The 20,497-nt window shown below is 58.2% G+C and carries 14 protein-coding genes and 2 pseudogenes; 14 read left to right on the forward strand and 2 right to left on the reverse strand.

Translation table 11 applies throughout. From position 1 onward, the window contains the following. From F6X40_RS38505 to F6X40_RS38570, 14 genes and pseudogenes are all read left to right on the forward strand, one after another. A partial coding sequence (locus tag F6X40_RS38505) for an Ig-like domain-containing protein (protein ID WP_262421708.1) occupies window positions 1-2,262 on the forward strand: 2,262 nt, incomplete at its 5' end. 179 nt (window positions 2,263-2,441) lie between these two features. Beyond that, window positions 2,442-3,401 (forward strand): OmpA family protein, encoded by a 960-nt coding sequence (locus tag F6X40_RS38510; protein WP_262421709.1) that lies wholly within the window; start codon window positions 2,442-2,444, stop codon window positions 3,399-3,401. A gap of 136 nt (window positions 3,402-3,537) precedes the next feature. Beyond that, complete coding sequence (locus tag F6X40_RS38515) at window positions 3,538-3,786, forward strand: hypothetical protein (protein ID WP_187631489.1); 249 nt, start codon at window positions 3,538-3,540, stop codon at window positions 3,784-3,786. Window positions 3,787-4,034: 248 nt separating this feature from the next. After that, window positions 4,035-7,148 (forward strand): UDP-N-acetylmuramoyl-tripeptide--D-alanyl-D-alanine ligase, encoded by a 3,114-nt coding sequence (locus tag F6X40_RS38520; RefSeq protein WP_187631490.1) that lies wholly within the window; start codon window positions 4,035-4,037, stop codon window positions 7,146-7,148. 249 nt (window positions 7,149-7,397) lie between these two features. After that, on the forward strand, window positions 7,398-8,465 hold the full coding sequence (locus F6X40_RS38525; RefSeq protein ID WP_187631491.1) for an alpha/beta hydrolase family protein: 1,068 nt from the start codon (window positions 7,398-7,400) through the stop codon (window positions 8,463-8,465). Between the two features lie 579 nt (window positions 8,466-9,044). After that, window positions 9,045-9,986 (forward strand): D-alanine--D-alanine ligase, encoded by a 942-nt coding sequence (locus F6X40_RS38530; RefSeq protein WP_187631492.1) that lies wholly within the window; start codon window positions 9,045-9,047, stop codon window positions 9,984-9,986. Between the two features lie 85 nt (window positions 9,987-10,071). Beyond that, window positions 10,072-10,212 (forward strand): annotated as a pseudogene (locus F6X40_RS38535) (IS256 family transposase); the annotation flags it as partial. Between the two features lie 193 nt (window positions 10,213-10,405). Then, window positions 10,406-13,726 (forward strand): ATP-binding protein, encoded by a 3,321-nt coding sequence (locus F6X40_RS38540; protein ID WP_187631493.1) that lies wholly within the window; start codon window positions 10,406-10,408, stop codon window positions 13,724-13,726. Window positions 13,727-13,828: 102 nt separating this feature from the next. After that, entirely contained in the window at window positions 13,829-15,106 is a 1,278-nt protein-coding gene (locus F6X40_RS38545) for an IS256 family transposase (protein WP_187631494.1), read from the forward strand. Window positions 15,107-15,512: 406 nt separating this feature from the next. Beyond that, window positions 15,513-16,193, forward strand: coding sequence for a response regulator transcription factor (locus F6X40_RS38550; RefSeq protein ID WP_187631495.1), 681 nt, complete (start codon window positions 15,513-15,515; stop codon window positions 16,191-16,193). Window positions 16,194-16,255: 62 nt separating this feature from the next. Then, window positions 16,256-17,416, forward strand: coding sequence for an IS30 family transposase (locus F6X40_RS38555; RefSeq protein WP_187631496.1), 1,161 nt, complete (start codon window positions 16,256-16,258; stop codon window positions 17,414-17,416). A gap of 240 nt (window positions 17,417-17,656) precedes the next feature. After that, window positions 17,657-17,960: pseudogene (locus F6X40_RS38560) on the forward strand (IS3 family transposase); the annotation flags it as partial. 388 nt (window positions 17,961-18,348) lie between these two features. Further along, window positions 18,349-18,726 (forward strand): response regulator transcription factor, encoded by a 378-nt coding sequence (locus F6X40_RS43725; protein ID WP_410452669.1) that lies wholly within the window; start codon window positions 18,349-18,351, stop codon window positions 18,724-18,726. A 119-nt stretch (window positions 18,727-18,845) separates the two neighbouring features. Then, entirely contained in the window at window positions 18,846-19,037 is a 192-nt protein-coding gene (locus F6X40_RS38570) for a hypothetical protein (protein ID WP_184074360.1), read from the forward strand. Window positions 19,038-19,555: 518 nt separating this feature from the next. Here the strand turns inward: F6X40_RS38570 and F6X40_RS38575 are convergent. Next, window positions 19,556-20,269 (reverse strand): response regulator transcription factor, encoded by a 714-nt coding sequence (locus F6X40_RS38575; protein WP_187631497.1) that lies wholly within the window; start codon window positions 20,267-20,269, stop codon window positions 19,556-19,558. Between the two features lie 45 nt (window positions 20,270-20,314). Further along, window positions 20,315-20,497, reverse strand: a 183-nt coding sequence (locus F6X40_RS41960) for a hypothetical protein (RefSeq protein ID WP_222946282.1), incomplete at its 5' end; no start/stop codon positions are given.

Raw genomic sequence — 20,497 nt, forward strand, 5'->3', positions numbered from 1 at the left:
ACGCCTGAGACGCCGCTGGAAGAGGGCGAGCATCAGTTCACGGTGGTGGAGCGCGATCCTGCGGGCAACGAAAGTGAGCCGTCGGACCCGTGGACGGTGATCGTGGATACGACGCCGCCGGGCAAGCCGTCGATTGACGAAGTCATTGACGACGAAGGTCCGATCCAGGGTCCGGTGGGCAATGGTGAGAGCACGGACGACACGACGCCGACGCTGGTGGGCGAGGGTGAACCGGGCGACACGATCATCGTGATCGACAACGGCACGCCGATTGGCGAGACGACGGTCGACGAGGAGGGCAACTGGAGCTTTACGCCTGAGACGCCGCTGGAAGAGGGCGAGCATCAGTTCACGGTGGTGGAGCGCGATCCTGCGGGCAACGAAAGTGAGCCGTCGGACCCGTGGACGGTGATCGTGGATACGACGCCGCCGGGCAAGCCGTCGATTGACGAAGTCATTGACGACGAAGGTCCGATCCAGGGTCCGGTGGGCAATGGTGAGAGCACGGACGACACGACGCCGACGCTGGTGGGCGAGGGTGAACCGGGCGACACGATCATCGTGATCGACAACGGCACGCCGATTGGCGAGACGACGGTGGACGAGGAGGGCAACTGGAGCTTCACGCCTGAGACGCCGCTGGAAGAGGGCGAGCATCAGTTCACGGTGGTGGAGCGCGATCCTGCGGGCAACGAAAGTGAGCCGTCGGATCCGTGGACGGTAATCGTGGATACGACGCCGCCGGATGCTCAGGCGATCATCACGTCAATGGGCAAGGACAGCGGCTCGTCCCACGGCGACTTCTTGACCAATGATGGTTCGGCGGGCCGTTTGATTACGGGTTCGTTGACTGGGCCACTCGCGCCTGGCGAGACGGTTCAGGTCTCAGTGGACGGCGGAAGGACCTGGCAGGACGCGCTGGTCGAAGACAATGGCAACTGGGAGTTCCAGGACAATACGGTGCATGACGCCGACTGGACGATCCAGACGCGCGTGGTCGATGAGGCAGGCAACTGCGGCGATGCGGTGTCGCAACAGGTAGTGCTCGATACGATCGCCCCGGCCGCGCCGCTTTCGGTCAACCATACTGGCAGTGTCGTCACCGTGGATTTGCCGAAGAGTGTCGCAGAGGGTGATCTCGTCAACGTTGCCGTGGGCGACTATCGATTCGACTATCGCCTGACCGCCGCCGATATTGCTGCAGGGAAGGTGAACATCGACGTCGGCAATGCAGATGGAGCGTGTGGTGCTGCGATTGTTGATCCGGCTGGCAATGTTTCTGGTTATACGGCGGCTAGCACGCCGCCCGTGACAATTCTGGAGGACTTTGAAACATCCACGTCGCTCACACAGTTCAACGGTTTTACAATGGTGGCGTCCAAGACTTCGCTCGACGGTTACTTTGACTACCTGGGTGATAGAGGGCTTGCACTTGGGACTTGGGGTGGTGATGGTCTGAATCACACAACGAGCTATAACGCAGTTATCACGCTAGATAGTCCTGCAAGCTCAGTGTCATATAACCTGGTCTCTTGTAACAGCAGCGCCTCCTATGCAGTCTATCTTGATGCGGCAGGACACGAAATTGGAAGAATCAATTTTGCGAATACTAGTGCTGACAGAATCTATAACTTTACAGTGCCGTCAGGCGGCGAGCCTATCGCCTCGGTCAAGCTGGTTTTCGTCAATGAAATAAACGGCGTTTGGCTTACAGACTTCTCCTACAAGTCTATCGGTGGTGTGGACACCCCCGTCGACACGGAACTGCAGCATGTCGTGTCTGAAGGAGGCTATTACGGCACCAATGAGGACAACCTCTTTGAAGTGGACAACGTGGATATACTCGACAGGGCTGCTTCGCACATCGAGGGCAACGGTGGTACCGATACGCTGAAGCTGACAGGCGCAGACCAAACCCTGGACCTGACCCCCCTGCACGACAAGCTGTCGTCGATCGAAGTGTTCGACATTACCGGCACGGGCAACAACACGCTCAGGCTTGCGCTGGGCGATGTACTTGACCTGGGCGGCAAGGACCTGTTCATTGCTGACGGCCGCACGCAAGTGATGGTCAAGGGCGATGCGGGCGACAAGGTCGAACTGTCCGATCTGCTGCCGGACGGAGGCGACATCGGCGACTGGACGCAACAGTCTGGCAACACGACTGTGGGTGGCATCGAGTATGACGTCTTCTACCATTCGGGTCTGAACGCCGAACTGCTGGTGCAGCACGGTGTCGAGACGGTGCTGAACAACCACTGACCTCCGGAGGGTCCGCGACGCATGACCTGCGTCGCGGACCCAGGAATTGACCAATCATTTGACCACGTACCCTGAACCGCACCGTGCGGTTCGGGGTACCACTTTGGTGAACTAACATGACTTTCAATCAAACCTTGAAGTGTGCGCTCGCAGGCGCATTGCTCGTGACGGCGGGTACCTTGCCCGCCATCGCACAACAGACTTTCTCTAACCCGCAGCCGCCGGTCACCCAGGCAGCCGCACCCGGCACGGCGCCGACGGCCCGTGCCGGTACGCAGCCCGGCAAGGTATTCGGCCAGACCTACGCGCCGGTTGGCCAGGTCGGCCCCCAGCAGGCGCAGATCGTCTACTACCGTGATGCATCCGCGGGTGCGGGCCGGTCGGCCGCTGCCGACGTCTACGTTGATGGCGAACTGCAGACCGCGTTGCTGCCCAATGGCTACAACATCTTCTGCGTCAAGCCGGGCCAACACATGCTGGGCGCCTACATTCAGGACGCACCGCTGTACAAAGGCAAGACCACCGGGCGATCCAGCGCAGAACTGAAGGGCGGCATGACCTACTTCGTGAAGGTCGGGCCGGCTGGCAGCAATGACGCACCGATCATGGTGCCGCGCAACGAAGCCGAAGCCCAGTTGCAAGGCATGCGCGCCCAGATGCACGTGCTTTCCCGCGCATCGGCAGTGGAGGCGTGTGACCCTGCGTCGATCCCGGTGACGTCAGCCCCGGTGGCGCAGCCTGTCGCGGCGAAAGAATACACGCTCAAGGGCGACACGCTGTTCGCCTTCGGCAAGTCTGGCAATCGCGACATGACTGTCAAAGGCCATGCGGCAATTGCACATCTGGCTGAGCAGATTCGCGCGGAAAACACCTCGCTGCAAGCCGTGACGGTGATCGGCCACGCGGACCTGATCGGCTCGGACGCAGCGGCGCAGAAGCTTGGCGAGCAGCGTGCGATGACGGTTCGCCGGATGCTGATCGAGCAGGGTATTCCAGCGCAGAAGATCACCGCGGAAAGTGCGGGCAATTCCGATCCGGTGGTCGCCGACTGCAGCGGCACGATGCAGCAGAAGATTGCCTGCAATGAGCCCAACCGCCGGGTGGTGGTGCAACTGAGTCTGTCGGGCCCGGCCCGATAAAGGCATGGGGGGATGCTGAGCCCTGATGTTGAGCCCTGAGGCGCGATCTTCCTGAATCGGGAAGGTCGCGTACCTACCGGCCTTTACCGCATGCCCGGGCAAACGGTGAGGGCCTTCCGAGAACGGGAGTGTCGCGATGACCAGACAAACAGAGATTCCTGCAATCAATGTGCTGCTCGCCTATGCAGAGTTGCGCGACAGGGATCAGGTATTTTTTAACGGGAAGCTCAACGAGTTCGTGTTTGCGTCCCGATCGAGCAAACGTGAGTTCATCAGGCAGTGGCAGCGAGCGCTCGCGGCTACCGGAACAACGCCGATAGACACGAATCTTCAAAATGAAGGGCACTGTCAGGTGCAGTCAGATCTTCGGGCTGCAACGGATTAATTGCGGTTGATTCAGGGTTCGCGATGCTGAAATGCAGATCCTGGCGGCTGGAGAATTTGCCGGAGTGCAGAGCATGAGTCTTTCGATCCACGCGGATCGTGCCCCTGCAAAAATCTCGAACAACAAATGTATATACTGAAGGGCGAATCGTGTTCGGTAAGATTTTAATGGCTGCGGCCAGACGAGACATCGTCGCCAGGTATCTGGCCGCAGACGTGCTGGCTGCCTCTACCCAAGGGTAAAACCACATGACATCTACCCCGTCTGAGCACGCGCATCCCAACCCCACAGGCTTCGCCGCATTGTTCGCGCGATTGCGCTCCGTCGTTGAACCGCAGGTCAATCCCCTTGCGGCGTCCTGGCCGCCCTTTGTCCTGTTCTTTTCATGGAGCGACGGGCAGCGGCGGGCCGACGTCGTGACCGCAACGGCGGCGACATTTGCCGAGGCCTGGGACGCAGGCATGGAGCAGGTGACGCAGGCTGCCGGCGCGGCCGGACTGGTCGTCCAGTGGCTTCGGGTGGACTGGGTTACCAGCGTTGAAGGCATGACGTGGGAGGCACTGCGGGGCCGCCTCGAACAGACCCGGCGCAGTTATTTTCGTTGCGGCCTGTCGCTGGACAGTAATTTCAGGCATGCCTTTCTGGAGACCGAACTGAATGGCAATGCCATGCTGTATGGCGGCCCGGCACAGACGCATGCGGTTGTGAACACAAAGAACTTCGAACGGTATGCCGCCATTCGGCACCAGCTTGCCAGCGTGAATTTCGAGGATCAGCAAAACGTTAATGTGTTCTCGACCCGTGGGGCGTTCGCAAGCCTGCAAGCGCCGGAGGTACACCTTCTGCACGGGACGGGTCTGAACGCGGGCCGCCGCATCATCGAACATCTCCGGCCGGCAGACGTCAGGGCGCTCGTCGCATCCGGCAGCCGTTATCTGGCCGGCCAGGTACAGCCTGGCGGGCGCTTTCATTATGGCTGGCATCCCTGTTTCGATCGCGAAATCGGCACTTACAACACCCTGCGTCATGCAAGTTCGGTCTATGCGATGCTCGAAGCCTGGGAAGTGACCCAGGACAACGACCTCAAGACAGCAATCGACGCAGCGCTGCATTATCTCGTCAATGAACTCATCATGCCGGCGGAATTGCCGTCCGGTGCCCGCGCGGCGTTTCTGGTTGACCGGCAGGGCGAAGTCAAACTGGGTGGCAACGGCGTGTGCCTTCTGGCGCTGGTCAAATACAGCCAGCTGACCGGCTCAGACGAATATCTGACTCTGCTAGAACAGCTCGCAACAGGCATCCTCTTCATGCAGGATGCGGACACCGGCAAATTCAGCCATGTGCTGAACTATCCGGATCTGTCGGTTAAGCAGGCATTCCGGATCATCTATTACGATGGCGAAGCGGCCTTCGGCCTGATGCGCCTCTATGGTCTGACTGGCGATGCGAGGTGGCTCGCAGCAGTAGAAAAGGCGTTCGGCCATTTCATCGAGGCAAAACACTGGAAGGCGCATGACCACTGGCTCAGCTATTGTGTGAACGAACTGACCCGTCACAGGCCACTGGAAGCGTATTACAAATTTGGAATCCAGAACTTCGCCACCTATCTTGATTTCGTGGCTGAAAGGGTGACGACGTTTCCAACCCTGCTTGAATTGATGACGGCTGCCGAGCAGATGATTAGCCGCATGCAGCAGCAGCCCGGCCTGGAGCACCTGCTTGCCGAGGTCGATCTGGATAAGTTCTTCCATGCACTGCATGCGCGGGCGCAGCGCCTGTTAGATGGCCATTTCTGGCCGGAACTTGCCATGTACTTTGCCAATCCGGGCAGGATCACCGGCAGCTTCTTCATTCGCCACCATGCCTTCCGGGTCCGCATTGACGATGTCGAGCACTATCTGTCCGGGTTCGTCGCGTATCTGAACTATCTGAACTATCTGAACGCGCAGCAGGCTTCAGTATCCTCTACGCCGGGGCGGGAATGGAACGCCTCCCTGATCGAGGCGGCCACGCAGGGGACGTGGCTCAAGCAGCCGCCATTGGGGTGGACGGCGAGCGGCCTTTGCATTTACGCGCCTGCCATGCAGCCTGGAAACGTCGTGGTTGCCCGAACCGGTGAGGTAAGCCGGGGGATCCCTGTTCCTGTCATTCGACAGATGCAGCCGCGCCCGGCGGGTGTTATCTCGAGCCATTCTGATGTGCAGGCTCAACTTGCCGATTTGCCGGTCCTGCATGTCGCAGATACGGCCACGGCAATTCTTGCGATGGGAGCCTATGCACGCAGCCAGATGAGCGGCACTGTCCTGGCGGTGACCGGAAGCGCTGGCAAGACCACGCTCGTGGCCATGCTGGCTGACGCCCTCAATGCTTACGGTCCGACAGCGGCGAGCGCGTTCAACGCAAACCTTCCCCAAGGTGTGAGCTGGAATCTTGCGTCAATCAAGTGGGACACCCCTCATGTCGTCCTGGAAGTTGCCGTGGGCAAAATGAGACAGAGCGCGGCCATTGCCCGCCCGGACGTCGGCATTTTCACCAACATCCAGCCTGCGCACCTCGGCAAAAGCAGCACAATCACTGATATTGCCCGGACCAAAAGCATGCTTTTTCTTGGCATGTCTGCGGGAAGTGTCGTGGTGCTCAATCGTGACATGCTGGAATGGGATACCGTCTACCAGGCGGCCATCGAACGGGATCTGAAAATCTTTACTTACGGCACGACTGCCGAGAGCGAGTTTCAACTCGTGGATCATGACGCGTCGGGGCAGCGGGTCGATGCGCGTATTAGAGGGCGCGATATCACCTATCCGATCGGGGCCGCAGGCTTGCACATGGCGTTGAACAGCTTGGCAGTACTTGCCGCTGTCTCGGCGCTCAACTATCCGTTCGAACCTGCGCTCGAACGGATCGCACGCTTTGCTGCCCTGTCCGGCCGCGGCGAGGAGTTTGAGCTGACGCTCGACGGACGGCACGTGACCATTGTCGACCATGCCTACAATGCCAATCCCGGCTCGATGCAGGCCGCTCTGGAACATTTGCGGGACATGAAGAATGCAGCCAGACGAGTCGCTGTGCTGGGCGAGATGGCGGAGCTCGGTCCCCAGGCGTCGCTGCTTCATACCGACCTGGCTGCAGTGGTCGAGCGTTGCGGGATCGATCGCGTCTATGTCATGGGCAAGCTCTATACCGACTTCTGGGAACGGTTGCCGGCTGCACGCCATGGGCGCTACACGAATTCGCTTGACGAATTGAAGCTTGCACTTCAAGAAGAGCTTGTCGACAAGGACGTAGTGCTGCTCAAGGGCTCGAACAGTACGCGTCTCCATGAGGTCGTAGCGTGGCTGAGGGCTGGCGCGCAAAAGTAGCATTGACCTCTGGCCCTGCGAGCAATGGGTCTTCAGGCGTGCCTGAACGACCCGAAAGCTTCCAGCGCTCGCCCCCGATGGCGGTAAGCCGCGCGGGGTAGTCTGCGCGCAGCGCGGGGCCCGAATGCCAAATCAGCCGTACTACCCAAGGTGCTCGCCTGCGTCTGGTGCAGGCGAGTTCGTTGCCCGCGCGCATGGCCATCGTTGATCATTTCTGTCTTTTCTGCATAACCTCACGGAACCTTATTTATGAAATGGTTTGGCCGACATTGTCGGCGTTTATCGCACCTTCTGCGCTGGAGACTCCGGCGCTTCCTGTTCGTTGTCTTTGGCGTTTTGGGCGTTACCGAACCCAGTCTGGCGGACCGACCCACACTGGGGCCGTTTGAGACTCCACGGCCTGGGGAGCTTAATATCCCTGTGGGAAGCGAGCCATTCGATACCGCACAAGCCCTGAACGGTTCATTCAGTTCACCGGAACACTGCGCGCGAGTGCCCGATAGCCTGTGGGTCGAAGTCAACGGCAAGGGAGATTGCATTCGATACTACGCGCATGGATTGTCCGGGAGCGAAAGCCCCACTGTGCTGGTTTATTTCAGCGGGGATGTCATGCTGAGAACGACGAAGGGAGTCAGGTACGTTACACAATCCTACCTGTCTGTTTCGCCAATGGAGATTGGGAAAGATATGGCTAAATGGTCCGCTGATTCCGGCCGTCCCACGCTCTATCTTGCCCGGCCGGGTATCTATGGGTCCTCTGGCGACCATAACTTGCGCCGCACGCATCGCGAGATCGAACTGATGGACCGCGCATTGGACATGCTCAAGGAGCGTTACAACATTGCATCATTCATTCTGACCGGACATTCCGCAGGAGGCCAGATCGCCGCTGCGCTCCTGAACAGACGCGCAGACGTCGCGGCATCGGTGGTTTCTTCTGCCCTTGTTTCCGCCAAACAGGTCGCGGCGTACTGGGAATACAAGCGGGAAATCCCCGGTCGACTGCTTTACGATGCCCGCAGCTATTACGATCCTGTCGACGAAATCGGGCGCATTCGCCGGGATCCACGACCGGAAATCTATGTGATTTCTGATCCGGAGGATCGTGTGGTTCCCTTTTACAGCCAGCTGTATTATGTCCGCCGTCTGCGTGCCGCCGGCCTCCAGCCGCATCACATCTACGCCCATGCTCCCGGGCCGCAACATCACCTGCTCGCCGGACACGCGAAACGCGCTGCAACGCTTTTTGCTCAAGGGAAATCAGCGAAGGAAATCCAGATGGCGCTTGCAGAACTTGACCTGTCGCAGGTTAAGTAAGCCACGAAAAGGTGCGACCTCCAGGGAGCACTGACTGGCGTTGTCATGGTGAGGAGCATTGGTCAGCAAATCGGGCCGGGCGTGGGGGCTGACGTTGATGCCGTCAAGCGACCCATGCAGCCGATTCGTAGTGGTCCGAAAGCTCGTTGTGTCGTTGTCGCCGTCAGCCTGCGGCAGCCGATCGGACAGACCGCGCGCTTTCGTTTGGGTAGTTGTTTCCGTCGTTACGTTAGCCCGGAACAGCATCCACTGTCGATGGACACCTGACGGTATTTTTCCTAAACTTGTTCACGGCTGGTTGCTTGTTATTCGCTGCGTCCCTGGCTTCGACAGTGAGATTTGTGGTTGAAAGTTGCCGCCTCAATTTTTGTTCCGATTTGGCTGTATGACGCTTCGAAACCGGGCTCGTGCCGAAGTTGCCTGCGATGGGATGATCGCGAAACGATGGTCGTGGGTTTGAGCAGGGGACTATGTCTTTTGTCGCGCGTTAGGGGCACCCCCAGATACCGGCCTCGCTGGTCAAAGTCTCGATTAGCGGACGAGAAGATAAAGGTGCCTTGCGCATAAATAGGGAGCTCGATGGACAGTATCGATCCGAAGCGATTCGGCAAGGTGGCAGTGTTGTTTGGTGGAGTGTCCGCCGAGCGTGACGTGTCGCTCAAATCTGGTTGTCTCGTGTTGCAGAGACTGCGCGATGCAGGCGTCGACGCACACCCCTTCGATCCATCCACGCGGCCGTTGTCAGCGTTAAAGGACGAGGGCTTTGTGCGCGCGTTCAACGTGCTGCACGGCGGCTACGGCGAAAATGGACAGATTCAGGGCGCGCTCGATTTTTATGGGATCCGATATACGGGCAGCGGCGTGCTTGGTTCGGCGCTCGGGCTGGACAAGTTCCGCGCGAAACTTGTGTGGCAGCAACTGGGTATTCCGACGCCGCCGTTCGAGGCCGTGATGCGCGGCGACGATTACGATGCGCGTGCGCAGGAGATCGTCGCGCAACTCGGGTTGCCGCTATTTGTGAAGGCGGCGAGCGAAGGCTCAAGCGTCGCCGTGATCAAGGTAAAAGCGGCCGAGGCGCTACCCTCAGCGATCGCGGAAGCAGCAAAGTTCGACGCTATCGTGCTGGTCGAGAAGAGTATCGAAGGCGGCGGTGAATACACTGCGTGCATTGCGGGCGACCTCGATCTGCCGGTCATCCAAATTGTGCCAGCGGGCGAGTTCTACGACTATGACGCGAAGTACGTTCACGATTCGACGCAGTACCTGATTCCATGCGGACTGGCATCCCAGGAAGAGATGCGCCTGAAGCAACTCGCGCGCCGCGCGTTTGACGTGCTCGGTTGCTGGGACTGGGGGCGTGTCGACTTCATGATGGATGGCGAGGGCAAGCCGTACTTCCTCGAAGTGAACACATCACCAGGAATGACCGATCACTCGCTGTTGCCGAAGGCTGCTCGCGCGGTTGGTATCAGCTATCAGGAACTGGTTGTGAGGGTATTGTCGCTCACGCTGAAGGATTGACCTCGCCGAGGGGTGTAGCAGAGTTCGTCAATCCGGTCCCGGCGTCGGCGCCCTGCTGGGTAAGGGCTGTGGGGCAATCGCAGTCCCGACCGATGAGGCCGTCACCAAGCTGTTTTACCTGGCCCTGAACAACATCAGCAAGAAGTGGACGATGCCGATCCGCGACTGGAAGGCCGCACTGAACCGTTTCACGATCCAGTTCGAAGAGCGGCTGGTGCCGGGTTAAACCTCAACCCGTTTACACAAAATTCCGGACACCCCCCAGGCCGTCAGCACGCGTGTAAAGAAGCGTTTCGCTGTTGCGCCGCGCGGTGGATAATCAGGTTGTTACCTGCCACGTGAACCTTCCTTCGAGGGGGCACCCGGCGAAAGCGTCAACTCCGCTGGCACCTATGACTCCATACGCACAACGCAATGTATTGGACCGCTTTCGCCGCTATCAGCATTTGTTGATGTTCGGCGGCGGGGCAGTGGTAACGGCGGTGGTGCTGGTTGCGTTCGTCCTGAACACGGTGGCCACTGTACGTACCTATGTTGCGCTCGAGCATCAAGAACTGATGTCCGGCGTGAACCGGCTCACCGACCTTAACTCGCGCAACGTCGTGCTTATGCAAAACGGCGTACGGCTCATCGAGGTCGCCTGGAGGGCCGGCGAACAGGCCGAGCCACGCCTTATCGAACAGTTCACAGGCAATGGCCAGATGCTTCGTCTTCAGCAGGCCCCAGATCATCTGCCGGTGCTCGTGGTGGGTGCCTCGTCTGCAACGCCTCCCGATTTGTTGGCAACCCGGTACATTCGGCTTGCTAAACAGATAAGTCAGGCGGCGACGGCAGCTTCCGAACGGAACGGAGGCCTGTTGACATTCTGGTTGTACAGGCCTGACCGTCCACTGCTCATCCTGGTACCATCGCCTGGCGATGCCCGGATGGCGAGGTTGCTTGCCGATCGTGCTGCTTTTTTTTCTGCACTCGCGGGACCTGGCGGCAATCTCCTTGTTCCGCGAGACGTGCCCTTGCTCGATCCCCGCACCGGGGGGCGTGCATTTCGGTGGCTCCCTCCCTACGATAGTCCGTTAAGCGGCAGGCGATCAGTTCGAGTTGCAGCGACCCTGTTTGACAAGGAGCGGAAGCCGTTCGCCGTCGCTGTTTACGAGTTACCGGTCACCATTATCACTGCCGCTCTAGGGGAGAGTGGGCTTGACGGCTCTCTTATGCTCTTCGCGCGCAATGGACAGGTTATCACTTCATTTTCGCGTCAACCGGTCGACCCGAAGGCGTCGGATACCGCGCGTGCTTTAGGTGTCGCAGGAATTGTCGAGCCGACAGGCAGGATCTTTCGTGACGGCCACATGCTGTTTGGCTGGCCAATCGGCGAGACTGGCGCAACGCTCGTGTTTGTGCAGTCGTGGCGCTCGATTGCCCGGGCACTGACTGGTCAGATTGGAACGTCGGCCGCGACGACTGGAGTGATCCTCCTCGTGGTGTGGTCGCTGATTCTACTGTTCAACCGGCGCGTGTTCCTGCCTGTTCTTGAGCGCTCTCGACGCGTGTTCGAGAGCGAGCACCTGAGCCGCGCGCTGATCGAGACGGCACCGGTAGGGCTGGGGCTGATTGCCGTGGAGAGCGGTAAGCCGTTGTTGCGCAGTCCGACGATGATCGAGGCCGCGGCGCGGGTGGTCCTGCCGGCGGCACGGACACTTTCGGCAGAACTGGTTCACCGTCACCGGCAACGCGCAGATGTAAGCGGTGTAACCGGTACAAACAGCATGGCGCACGAGGCGTGGTCGCTGCCGACACGCGAGGGTGGGACGATGGATCTCTCGGTGAGTGTCGTGCCGGCGCGCTACCAGGGCGAGGACGTGCTGGTGACGGCGTTCACGGACGTGACGGTGGAAAAGCGCCTCAATCGGCAACTGTGTGAAGCAAAGCAGGCGGCGGACTCGGCCAATGCCGCGAAATCCGCTTTCCTGGCGGCGATGAGCCATGAGATCCGCACACCGCTCAACGCGATCCTGGGGAATCTCGAACTGCTGTCGCACTCGCAGCTCGATGCGCTGCAGCGTGACCGGCTGAAAACGATCCGGGGTTCATCGGACGGACTGCTTGCAATCGTGAGCGACGTGCTGGATTTCTCGAAGATCGAGGCCGGTGAGATGACGCTCGAGCGGATCGTGTTCGACGCGCAGGAGGTGGCCTCGCGGGCTCTGACGATGTTCGGGCCGGTGGCGCGGGCGAAGGGCGTGAGGTTGTCGGGCGAATTTGGCACATCGACCACTCAACCGATGCAGGGCGATCCGACGAGGCTTGGCCAGGTGATGAACAATTTGCTGTCGAACGCCATCAAGTTTTCCGGGCACGGAGAGGTGACATTGAGACTGTCGGCGGAAGCGGGCAGTGATAATCAGCCAGAGCTTGTGATCGAAGTTGAAGACAGCGGGATCGGGATATCGCCGGAGCAGCAGGCGATGCTGTTCCGCGCGTTCAGCCAGGCGGATACGACGATCAACCGTCGCTTCGGTGGCACCGGTCTGGGGCTGGCATTATGCGCGCGGCTGACGGATGCGATGGGAGGCACGATCGCAGTGCACAGCGTGCCCGGCGAGGGCAGCCTCTTTACGGTGCGGGTGCCGCTGGGCGACTGTCACGGCGAGCCTGGGCTGGATATGCCGCACTTCGAGGGCGAGGAGGTGCTGTTCGTCGCGGCGGCGGACACCTGGCACGCGTATGCGGTGCCGGCACTGGAGGCCTGGGGGCTGAAGGTACAGGCGTATCGTCATCCTGCGCAACTCGATCTGGAGACGCTGGAGGAGGCGGATACCCTGATTGTCTGCGGCGAGCACGACACCTGGCATGCGGACGACGTCCGTCGTCTGCTGGAAGCGTCGTCCTGGATGATTGACTGCAGCGCGGAAGGACCGGCGTATCCCGTAGCGACGGGAAGGGCGGTGAAGGTCTCATGCTATGGTCTGAAAGGGCTGGCGGCGGCGCTACGCCATACCTTGCAGGGCATGCCGCTGGAGGCGGGCAAAGAGACACAGCGGGGATTGTCGCGCCGGCTGAAGGTGCTGGTGGCGGAAGACAACGCGGTGAACCGGGAACTGTTCAGCGAGCAGTTGAAGATGCTCGGGTGTGAGCCGCAGGTGGCGGAAGACGGGCTGCAGGCGCTGGAACGTCTCTCACGGGAGCGCTTCGATGTGCTGGTGACCGATCTGGCGATGCCGGTGCTGGACGGTTATGGGCTCGTGCGAGAGGCACAGGCACGCTGGCCAGAAATGCCGATCGTGGTGGCGACGGCGAGCGTGTCGCAGGAGGAGCGAGCGCGTTGCGAGGCGGCCGGGGTAATGCGGGTAGTGGCCAAGCCACTGCAGCTGGACGAGCTGTCGGCAACGCTGTCGGAGGTGAACGGCGTGCCGGGTGTGGCGGTGCAGGCGGAGGAACAGGAAAGGAAACGTGATGGGATGCTGGGCGGCCGTGCAATGCCAGCCCACGTGCGGGCTACATTCCTGAAATCGTGCGAAGAGGCGCTGGCGGCGATCCATGCCGCGTACGATGCCGGCGACGCGGTCCGGATACTCGCCGAGTTGCATTCGTTGCGGGGCGCGCTAAATGTGTTTGGATACCGCACGCTTGCAGAGCAGTGCGCTCAAATGGAAGTCGCGATATCGAAGGAGGGTGTCGGGGCGGCGCAGGACATGATTGATGCTTTCGATAGCCAGTTGAGTGCCACTATCCTGACTTGATCCACTTGAAGTTTGACGTTTGTTGGGCTCGAAGAACTGAGGGCGTAAAAATTTTTGTGTAAACGGTCATTTGGCAGGAAACTGTCAGCAACAGGAGCACAGATGACCGTAGCGAAACGCAACAAAAGAGAAAAACCCGATCTTGAACTCGTCAGGCTGGCAGACAGCCTGCTGGCGAACTACCAGAAGCCGGAAGATCTGATAGGCGAGAACGGGTTGCTCAAGCAGCTCACGAAGATGCTGGTGGAGCGAGCGCTTGAGACGGAGATGTCCGAGCACCTGGGCCATGGCAAGAGCGAAGCGGTGACTAATGCCACTGGCAACACCCGGAATGGGCATAGCGCCAAGACATTGCAGGGGGAGTTTGGCGAGTTGCCGCTCAATATTCCGCGCGACCGTCAGGGCGCATTCGAGCCGAAGCTTGTGGAGCGTCATCAGACGCGCTGGACGGGCTTCGACGATAAGATCATTTCGTTGTACGCGCGAGGTCTGAGCGTGCGCGAGATCCAGGGCCATCTGGAAGAGATGTACGGCACGGAGGTGTCGCCCACGCTCATCTCGGCGGTCACCGACGCCGTCAGCGAGGAGGTGAAGGTCTGGCAAGGCCGTGCGCTCGATGCGCTTTACCCGATCGTCTATCTCGACTGCATCCACGTCAAGGTGCGCGACAGCGGCGCGGTGCGCACCAAGGCAGTGTACCTGGCCATCGGCGTGAACATGACCGGTCACAAGGAGGTTCTGGGACTGTGGATTGCCCAGACCGAGGGTGCAAAGTTCTGGTTGCAAGTGGTCACTGAGCTGAAGACGCGCGGCGTGCAGGACATTTTTATCGCCTGCGTCGACGGGCTCAAAGGTTTCCCTGAAGCCATTGAAGCGGTCTATCCGAAGGCGGCCGTGCAACTGTGCGTCGTGCATATGGTGCGCAACAGCCTGAACTTCGTGCCGTGGAAAATACAGCAGGAAGTCGCCGCCGATCTGAAGACGATCTACACTTCATCGACCGTAGAGTTGGCCGAGCAGATGCTCGGCGTCTTCGAGGCCAGGTGGGACAAGGACTACCCTTCCATCGGGCAGAGCTGGCGGCGCAACTGGGCACGCGTGATTCCGTTCTTCGATTACCCGCGGGAAATCAGGAAGGTGATTTACACCCCGGAGGAAGTCCCCTTGGGGGACACCACGAATGCCATAGAATCGATCAACATGAGCCTGCGCAAGGTGATCAAGACCCGCAGCTCGTTCCCGACCGATGAGGCCGTCACCAAGCTGTTTTACCTTGCCCTGAACAACATCAGCAAGAAGTGGACGATGCCGATCCGCGACTGGAAGGCCGCACTGAACCGCTTCACGATCCAGTTCGAAGAGCGGCTGGTGCCGGGTTAAACCTCAACCCGTTTACACAAAATTCCGGACACCCCCTTTGTTATACTAATCTAGTAGAAAAAGCGATTCAGAATCGGATTTCCGGTTGCAGCTTCTTGTGCCTCGAAGACACCCTTGGGTATTCACCGACCAGCGTCGCACCGTTTCGTATGTGAATTCCAGACCGTCCCAGCAATATCCGACTGACGCTCTCGCCGCCCGAAGCTCGTTGAAAACGAACCACTCCGTCGTCGGATCATACGGATGGCAATGCGCTATCTCCAGATATATCCCGTTGGTTTTTCGGATCAGTCAGACAGTTTGGTGGATTGAATGAGGCTAGTAAGATACCCGCCCTCGATGGCCGCCGTTACATTAAGCATTTCAAAATTCGATTCATAAATGCAGTTGACCGATCGAGAGAGCAATGAAAATCAAGCTGATACTTGCAGACGACCACCCGGCATTAATCACTGGCGTCAAATATGAACTATCCAGAGTCCATACTCTCAGCGTCCTTGGGACGGCGCAGGATTCGACGGAAATCGTCAATTTTCTGTCAAATGTCGAATGTGACATTCTCATCACAGACTACTCCATGCCTAGGGGAGAATACGGTGACGGGATGGCCATGCTTTCGTTCTTAAAGCGCCGATATCCCGACCTTAAGATAATCGTCTTTACCACGATCGACAATTTCGCCATTGCTTCCAAGATGCGGAAAATTGGTATCCAATCCGTACTGAACAAATCGAAAGATGTTGACTATCTGATTACCGCCATACATGCAGTTCACGCGGGTGCAACCTACTTTTCACCGACTTCACGCGAGCAACTCGGAAGAGTCGGCCCAACGCAAGCCATACCCCCGCGCAATCTTTCGGGGCGGGAAGCCGAGGTTGTACGTCTGTACGTGTCCGGCGTCACGATTAACGAAATAGCCGCCCAGTTGAATCGGACGAAGCAGACAGTGAGCGCACAGAAAAGGGCGGCGATGCGCAAGCTGGGCATAGAACGTGACGCTGATTTATTCAGGTTTGCATATGAAAGCGGATTTTCGGCCTCCGCGATTCACGCAGAGGATATCGACGCGAATGTCAGGTTATAGCTGCGGATTCAACCGGTCGATGCAACACAATAGAAGCTGCGTGAGCGGCGGGAGTGTTGCAAATGAAGTACCGAACCCGGATCTATTACAGCGAGAGCCAGAAAGCGTTAATGTGGGAACTCTGGCGGAAAAGTGAATCGCTCCAGCATATTGCGCAACTGTTCGATCGGAATCACTCGTCGATACAGGGAATTCTCGCTGAGACAGGCGGAATACAGCCGGCGCCGCGACGTCGTTCCAGACTGGCGTTGACGCTAGCCGAGCGCGAGGAGGTATCGCGCTCACTGGTAGCCGGGGACTCGATCCGTTCGGTGGCCAGCCGGCTTGGAAGAGCACCGTCCACCATCGGTAGGGAAATCAGGCGAAATGGTGGATCTCAAGGCTATCGGGCGAATCAGGCTGATGCGCTTGCCTGGGATCGTGCCCGTCGTCCCAAGGAATGCAAGCTCGTCAGGAACCGCGAGCTCGCCCGGGTTGTGGCGAGCAAACTCCAGTTGCAGTGGTCGCCAGAACAGATTGCCGGTTGGCTCAAGCACTCATATGCGGTCAACGGGGACTATCAGGTGTCGCACGAGACTATCTACCGGAGCCTTTATATACAGGCCCGCGGCGCGCTAAAGAAGGAACTGCTGGAGCATCTGCGCCGGACGCGGGCGATGCGTCGTTCACGTCACCACACCATGAAGACCGACGATCACGGCAGAATCTGCGACGCCGTATCGATCAGTGAACGCCCCGCGACAGCGGAAGACCGTGCGATACCCGGGCATTGGGAAGGCGATCTGCTGTTTGGTAACGCGAACAGCCAGATTGCAACTCTCGTCGAACGTCAAACCCGCTACGTCATGCTGGTGAAGATTGCCAGCAAGGATACAGAGACCGTCGTCAACGCCCTCATAAAACATGCTGGCAAGCTGCCTCAGGAACTGTACAGATCACTGACCTGGGATCGGGGCAAAGAGATGGCTGGGCACAAGCGCTTCACGGTGGCTACTGACATCGCAGCTTACTTCTGCGATCCGCAGCATCCATGGCAACGCGGCTCGAACGAAAACACGAATGGATTGCTGAGGCAGTACTTCCCGAAAGGTACCGATCTTTCCGTCTACTCACAGGCCCGGCTTAATGCAGTAGCAAGGCGGCTCAATGAACGCCCTCGGAAAACACTAAACTTCGACACACCAGCTGAGCGATTTCATCAAACTGTTGCATCGACCGGTTGAATCCGCACCCAAATACGGGTGTCTAATCGTCAGCCAATGCCTGGTACTATTTAGTGGAAAGAATTCGAGCGATTTTGTTGAAAGGAGGAGTCGACGAATCTGACGAATATATATGAACTGGAGCGCAGACGTTAGGATGCCATATCGCCATGTCAGGCTTGAGGATTGATGTCGGGCTTGGTACTGCCATTGTCACGCAAGAGCGTCGAGCCTTATCCAGTTCACGCGAGCGCGAAGCATCGTTGGCGTGATGGACTCGTCGCCGTTGATCGGAGCAATGCCCGCTGATGCTCAGAAGACTTCGAGTTCCGTTGTGACGATGGCTCGCCGTTACGTGGGACCTTCGCGCTGGACTGCCATGACCGGTAGGTGACATCCGTTGGGCAGCGACTACTGGCGCACATAATGACGACGCGTCGTGCGTGATGTGATGCTCGCTGCGGTCGAGCGACGCTTCGGAGCGACCCAGGCGGATGCGGCCGTCGAACGGCTGTCGGACAACGGCCCTGCCTACATCGACCATCGCACGCGCAGCTTCGCTCGCGGGTTCCGGCGAACTGCTGCGCCATCAACCTAACGGTGTCCACGTCCTGAGTTACAGGAGCAACTCCAGCCTCTTTCTATGCGCCGCCACAACCCCAAAAACAAATTTATGACGAGTCCGACTGGTGTAAAAGAAAAATAACACCCGTCGCATTTCCGTCGATACTCAGAAAAATAGAATGTATGAAAGGCGTTGGTTGATGCTATTTGCATAGCAAGTGCTTTATTCCAGCATGAATATTCCGAGTGCGATCTGAATTCATAAAACTCACGGCAATGAAGGGTTTTGGATTGTGCACCTGGAGTCGTGACTCAGACGAGATGGCGCGGAAAACTGTCTTTCCGATAGATCGCGAGGTAGTAAAGTGCAAGGAATAATCAATATTATTGTGGCCGATGACCATCCTGTCGTATTATCGGGTGTCAGAATGGTACTGAGCGGACATACTGATTTAAGAATGGTAGCGACTGCGTGCGACTCGACTGAGGTTGTTGAACGTCTTGCTCGCGTGCCCTGCAATGTACTCGTCACTGACGACGCGATGCCCGGAGGCGAATACGGCGACGGAGTTCCCTATCTGGCGTTCTTGAGAAAGTGTTTTCCGGATTTGAAGATCATCGTATTCAGTATGAATGGCGACCCTGATCTTCGACGGTCGCTCGCGCGGATTGGAGTGCATTCGCTTATTCTAAAGAGTGCTGACGTCGGCGAGCTTGTATCGGCAATACGCAGTGCGTTCTCGGGCAACCTTTGCAACTTTAGTTAGCAACGTTTGGCTGTTATTTTTGTTGAGTTCTGGTTGATTTTTTCAGGGCGATATAAGTCTTTCCCTTCTTCGGCAGTTTTACAACTTGCGATGTAGTGTGAAGATCAAAGGAAATCGAAATGTCGAATAACAAAGAGGCCGCAACTGTTCAGGCGCTACTCGCGTTCGTCAATCTCCAAAAGAATGAAGAGCGCGAATTTTTAGTAACAATGAACCTCCTGCTTCGAGCCTCTCCAAAAGGACGGCGGGAAATCATTGCCCAACTTCAGGGGAAAACTTTGGTGAACTCCGATGTTCCCGGAAGGCCATAGGCATTGTCGTCGCTGGCCCGTCGCGGCGAATACAACGGTTTGATAGCCGTTATCGACGGCAAACACCATCAAGCAGACGGTTGATTGAGCGGCTCCGCGCGATAAGCCTCGTTCGTATGGGCGTCGTCAAAGGTGGCAAATTCATTCTTCACGCGCTCGCCGGCTGAGGCCCGCAAATACCTGGGCACGACATTGGCGATTTACCGAAGAAAACTCGGCGCACTTTGCGCCACGAGACGCGCAACGGCTCATCCGCCACGTTTCCAAAGTATTTGGGCGTAGATTAATTTCTCTCAAGGCTTGACGCTGCCAGCGCATGGCACGGAAGGTTTCGGGCCTGCACCACCGTGAGATGTGAAACGGGAATCGAACCGACCAGCGACCGCAGTCCGTCCTCTATTCCGTTGCGCTCGAGCGACGTTGTCAGTTGCTGAGGTCGTCGCGAAGATGGCGAGAAGAAGAAATCAAAATCGCGGCTTCACGATTACCATTTGTCCGCTGACGTCATCGGTGCGCGATTAATGGGACGTACGCTCGAGTGTCTCGACACTATTCACCTGAGCCAAGCGATAGCCATAACCGTAAACCGCTGCGAGCCGATAACCGTTTTCCGGGCGCAGATTGAGCTTGGCACGTAGTACCGACACGTGCGTGTCAATTGTCCGCGACGAGATTTCGGCGATCTGATTCCAGATTACATCGCGAATGTGGGCGCGAGACAACGGTCGGCCCAAGTGTTGGAACAGCAGCAGTGCAAGTTCGAATTCCTTTGGGGTCAGCGCAGCAGCGGTACCCTTAAGCAGCGCCTGCTTCGCAATCAGATCGAAGTCGTAATCTCCATAGACTTCGCGCCCAGCAGCACTGAACTGATAGGTGCGTCGCAACAGCGAACTGACGCGCGCGAGCAGGACACTTCCAGGGACCGGCTTGACGACGTAATCGTCGGCTCCGTGATTAAGTATTGACGCGATATCCGCTTCACTGCTGCGGCTCGTCATGAACAGAACAGGAAGTCGTTCAGAGAGGCTACCTCGAACCCAGCACAAGATCTCTTTGCCCGACATGTCTGGCACGTTCCAGTCGAGTATGAGTAGATCAAAGGTCTGCCGTCTCAGTTGCCGTGCCAGTTCCCGGCCTGAGGAAAACGCGTGGCAGATATGTCCTGCCGGCGATAACGTCTGAGAGCAAAAGTCGGTTTGTGCCTGATCGTCGTCTAGGACAGCAATTCTCATAGAATCCTCAAAAGTATTGTCAAGTTGTCGTTCAGCGCGAGTTCTCTAATGGACTGCCCGCATCATCGATGCCTCTTCGTAAAAAGGCCCCGAAAAAAAGCGGGCGGCCTCAAATCTGAAGTGCAACACCGTTTCGTATAAGGTGTTGCGATGCACGAAAGAAAGTACCAGCAACTTCAACCTGAAGAGCGCCTGACCATTGCAAGCCTGCATCTGCAGGGTTCGAGT

The organism is Paraburkholderia sp. UCT31 (assembly GCF_014397655.1).
GTDB classification, from domain to species: domain Bacteria; phylum Pseudomonadota; class Gammaproteobacteria; order Burkholderiales; family Burkholderiaceae; genus Paraburkholderia; species Paraburkholderia tuberum.

Bases quoted from the DNA above. Each gene is read 5' to 3' on its own strand.
- F6X40_RS38515 (WP_187631489.1), top strand. From the start codon at position 3,538: ATGACCAGACAAACAGAGATTCCTGCAATCAATGTGCTGCTCGCCTAT.
- F6X40_RS38520 (WP_187631490.1), top strand. From the start codon at position 4,035: ATGACATCTACCCCGTCTGAGCACGCGCATCCCAACCCCACAGGCTTC.
- F6X40_RS38525 (WP_187631491.1), top strand. From the start codon at position 7,398: ATGAAATGGTTTGGCCGACATTGTCGGCGTTTATCGCACCTTCTGCGC.
- F6X40_RS38530 (WP_187631492.1), top strand. From the start codon at position 9,045: ATGGACAGTATCGATCCGAAGCGATTCGGCAAGGTGGCAGTGTTGTTT.
- F6X40_RS38545 (WP_187631494.1), top strand. From the start codon at position 13,829: ATGACCGTAGCGAAACGCAACAAAAGAGAAAAACCCGATCTTGAACTC.
- F6X40_RS38550 (WP_187631495.1), top strand. From the start codon at position 15,513: ATGAAAATCAAGCTGATACTTGCAGACGACCACCCGGCATTAATCACT.
- F6X40_RS38555 (WP_187631496.1), top strand. From the start codon at position 16,256: ATGAAGTACCGAACCCGGATCTATTACAGCGAGAGCCAGAAAGCGTTA.
- F6X40_RS38570 (WP_184074360.1), top strand. From the start codon at position 18,846: ATGTCGAATAACAAAGAGGCCGCAACTGTTCAGGCGCTACTCGCGTTC.
- F6X40_RS38575 (WP_187631497.1), bottom strand. From the start codon at position 20,269: ATGAGAATTGCTGTCCTAGACGACGATCAGGCACAAACCGACTTTTGC.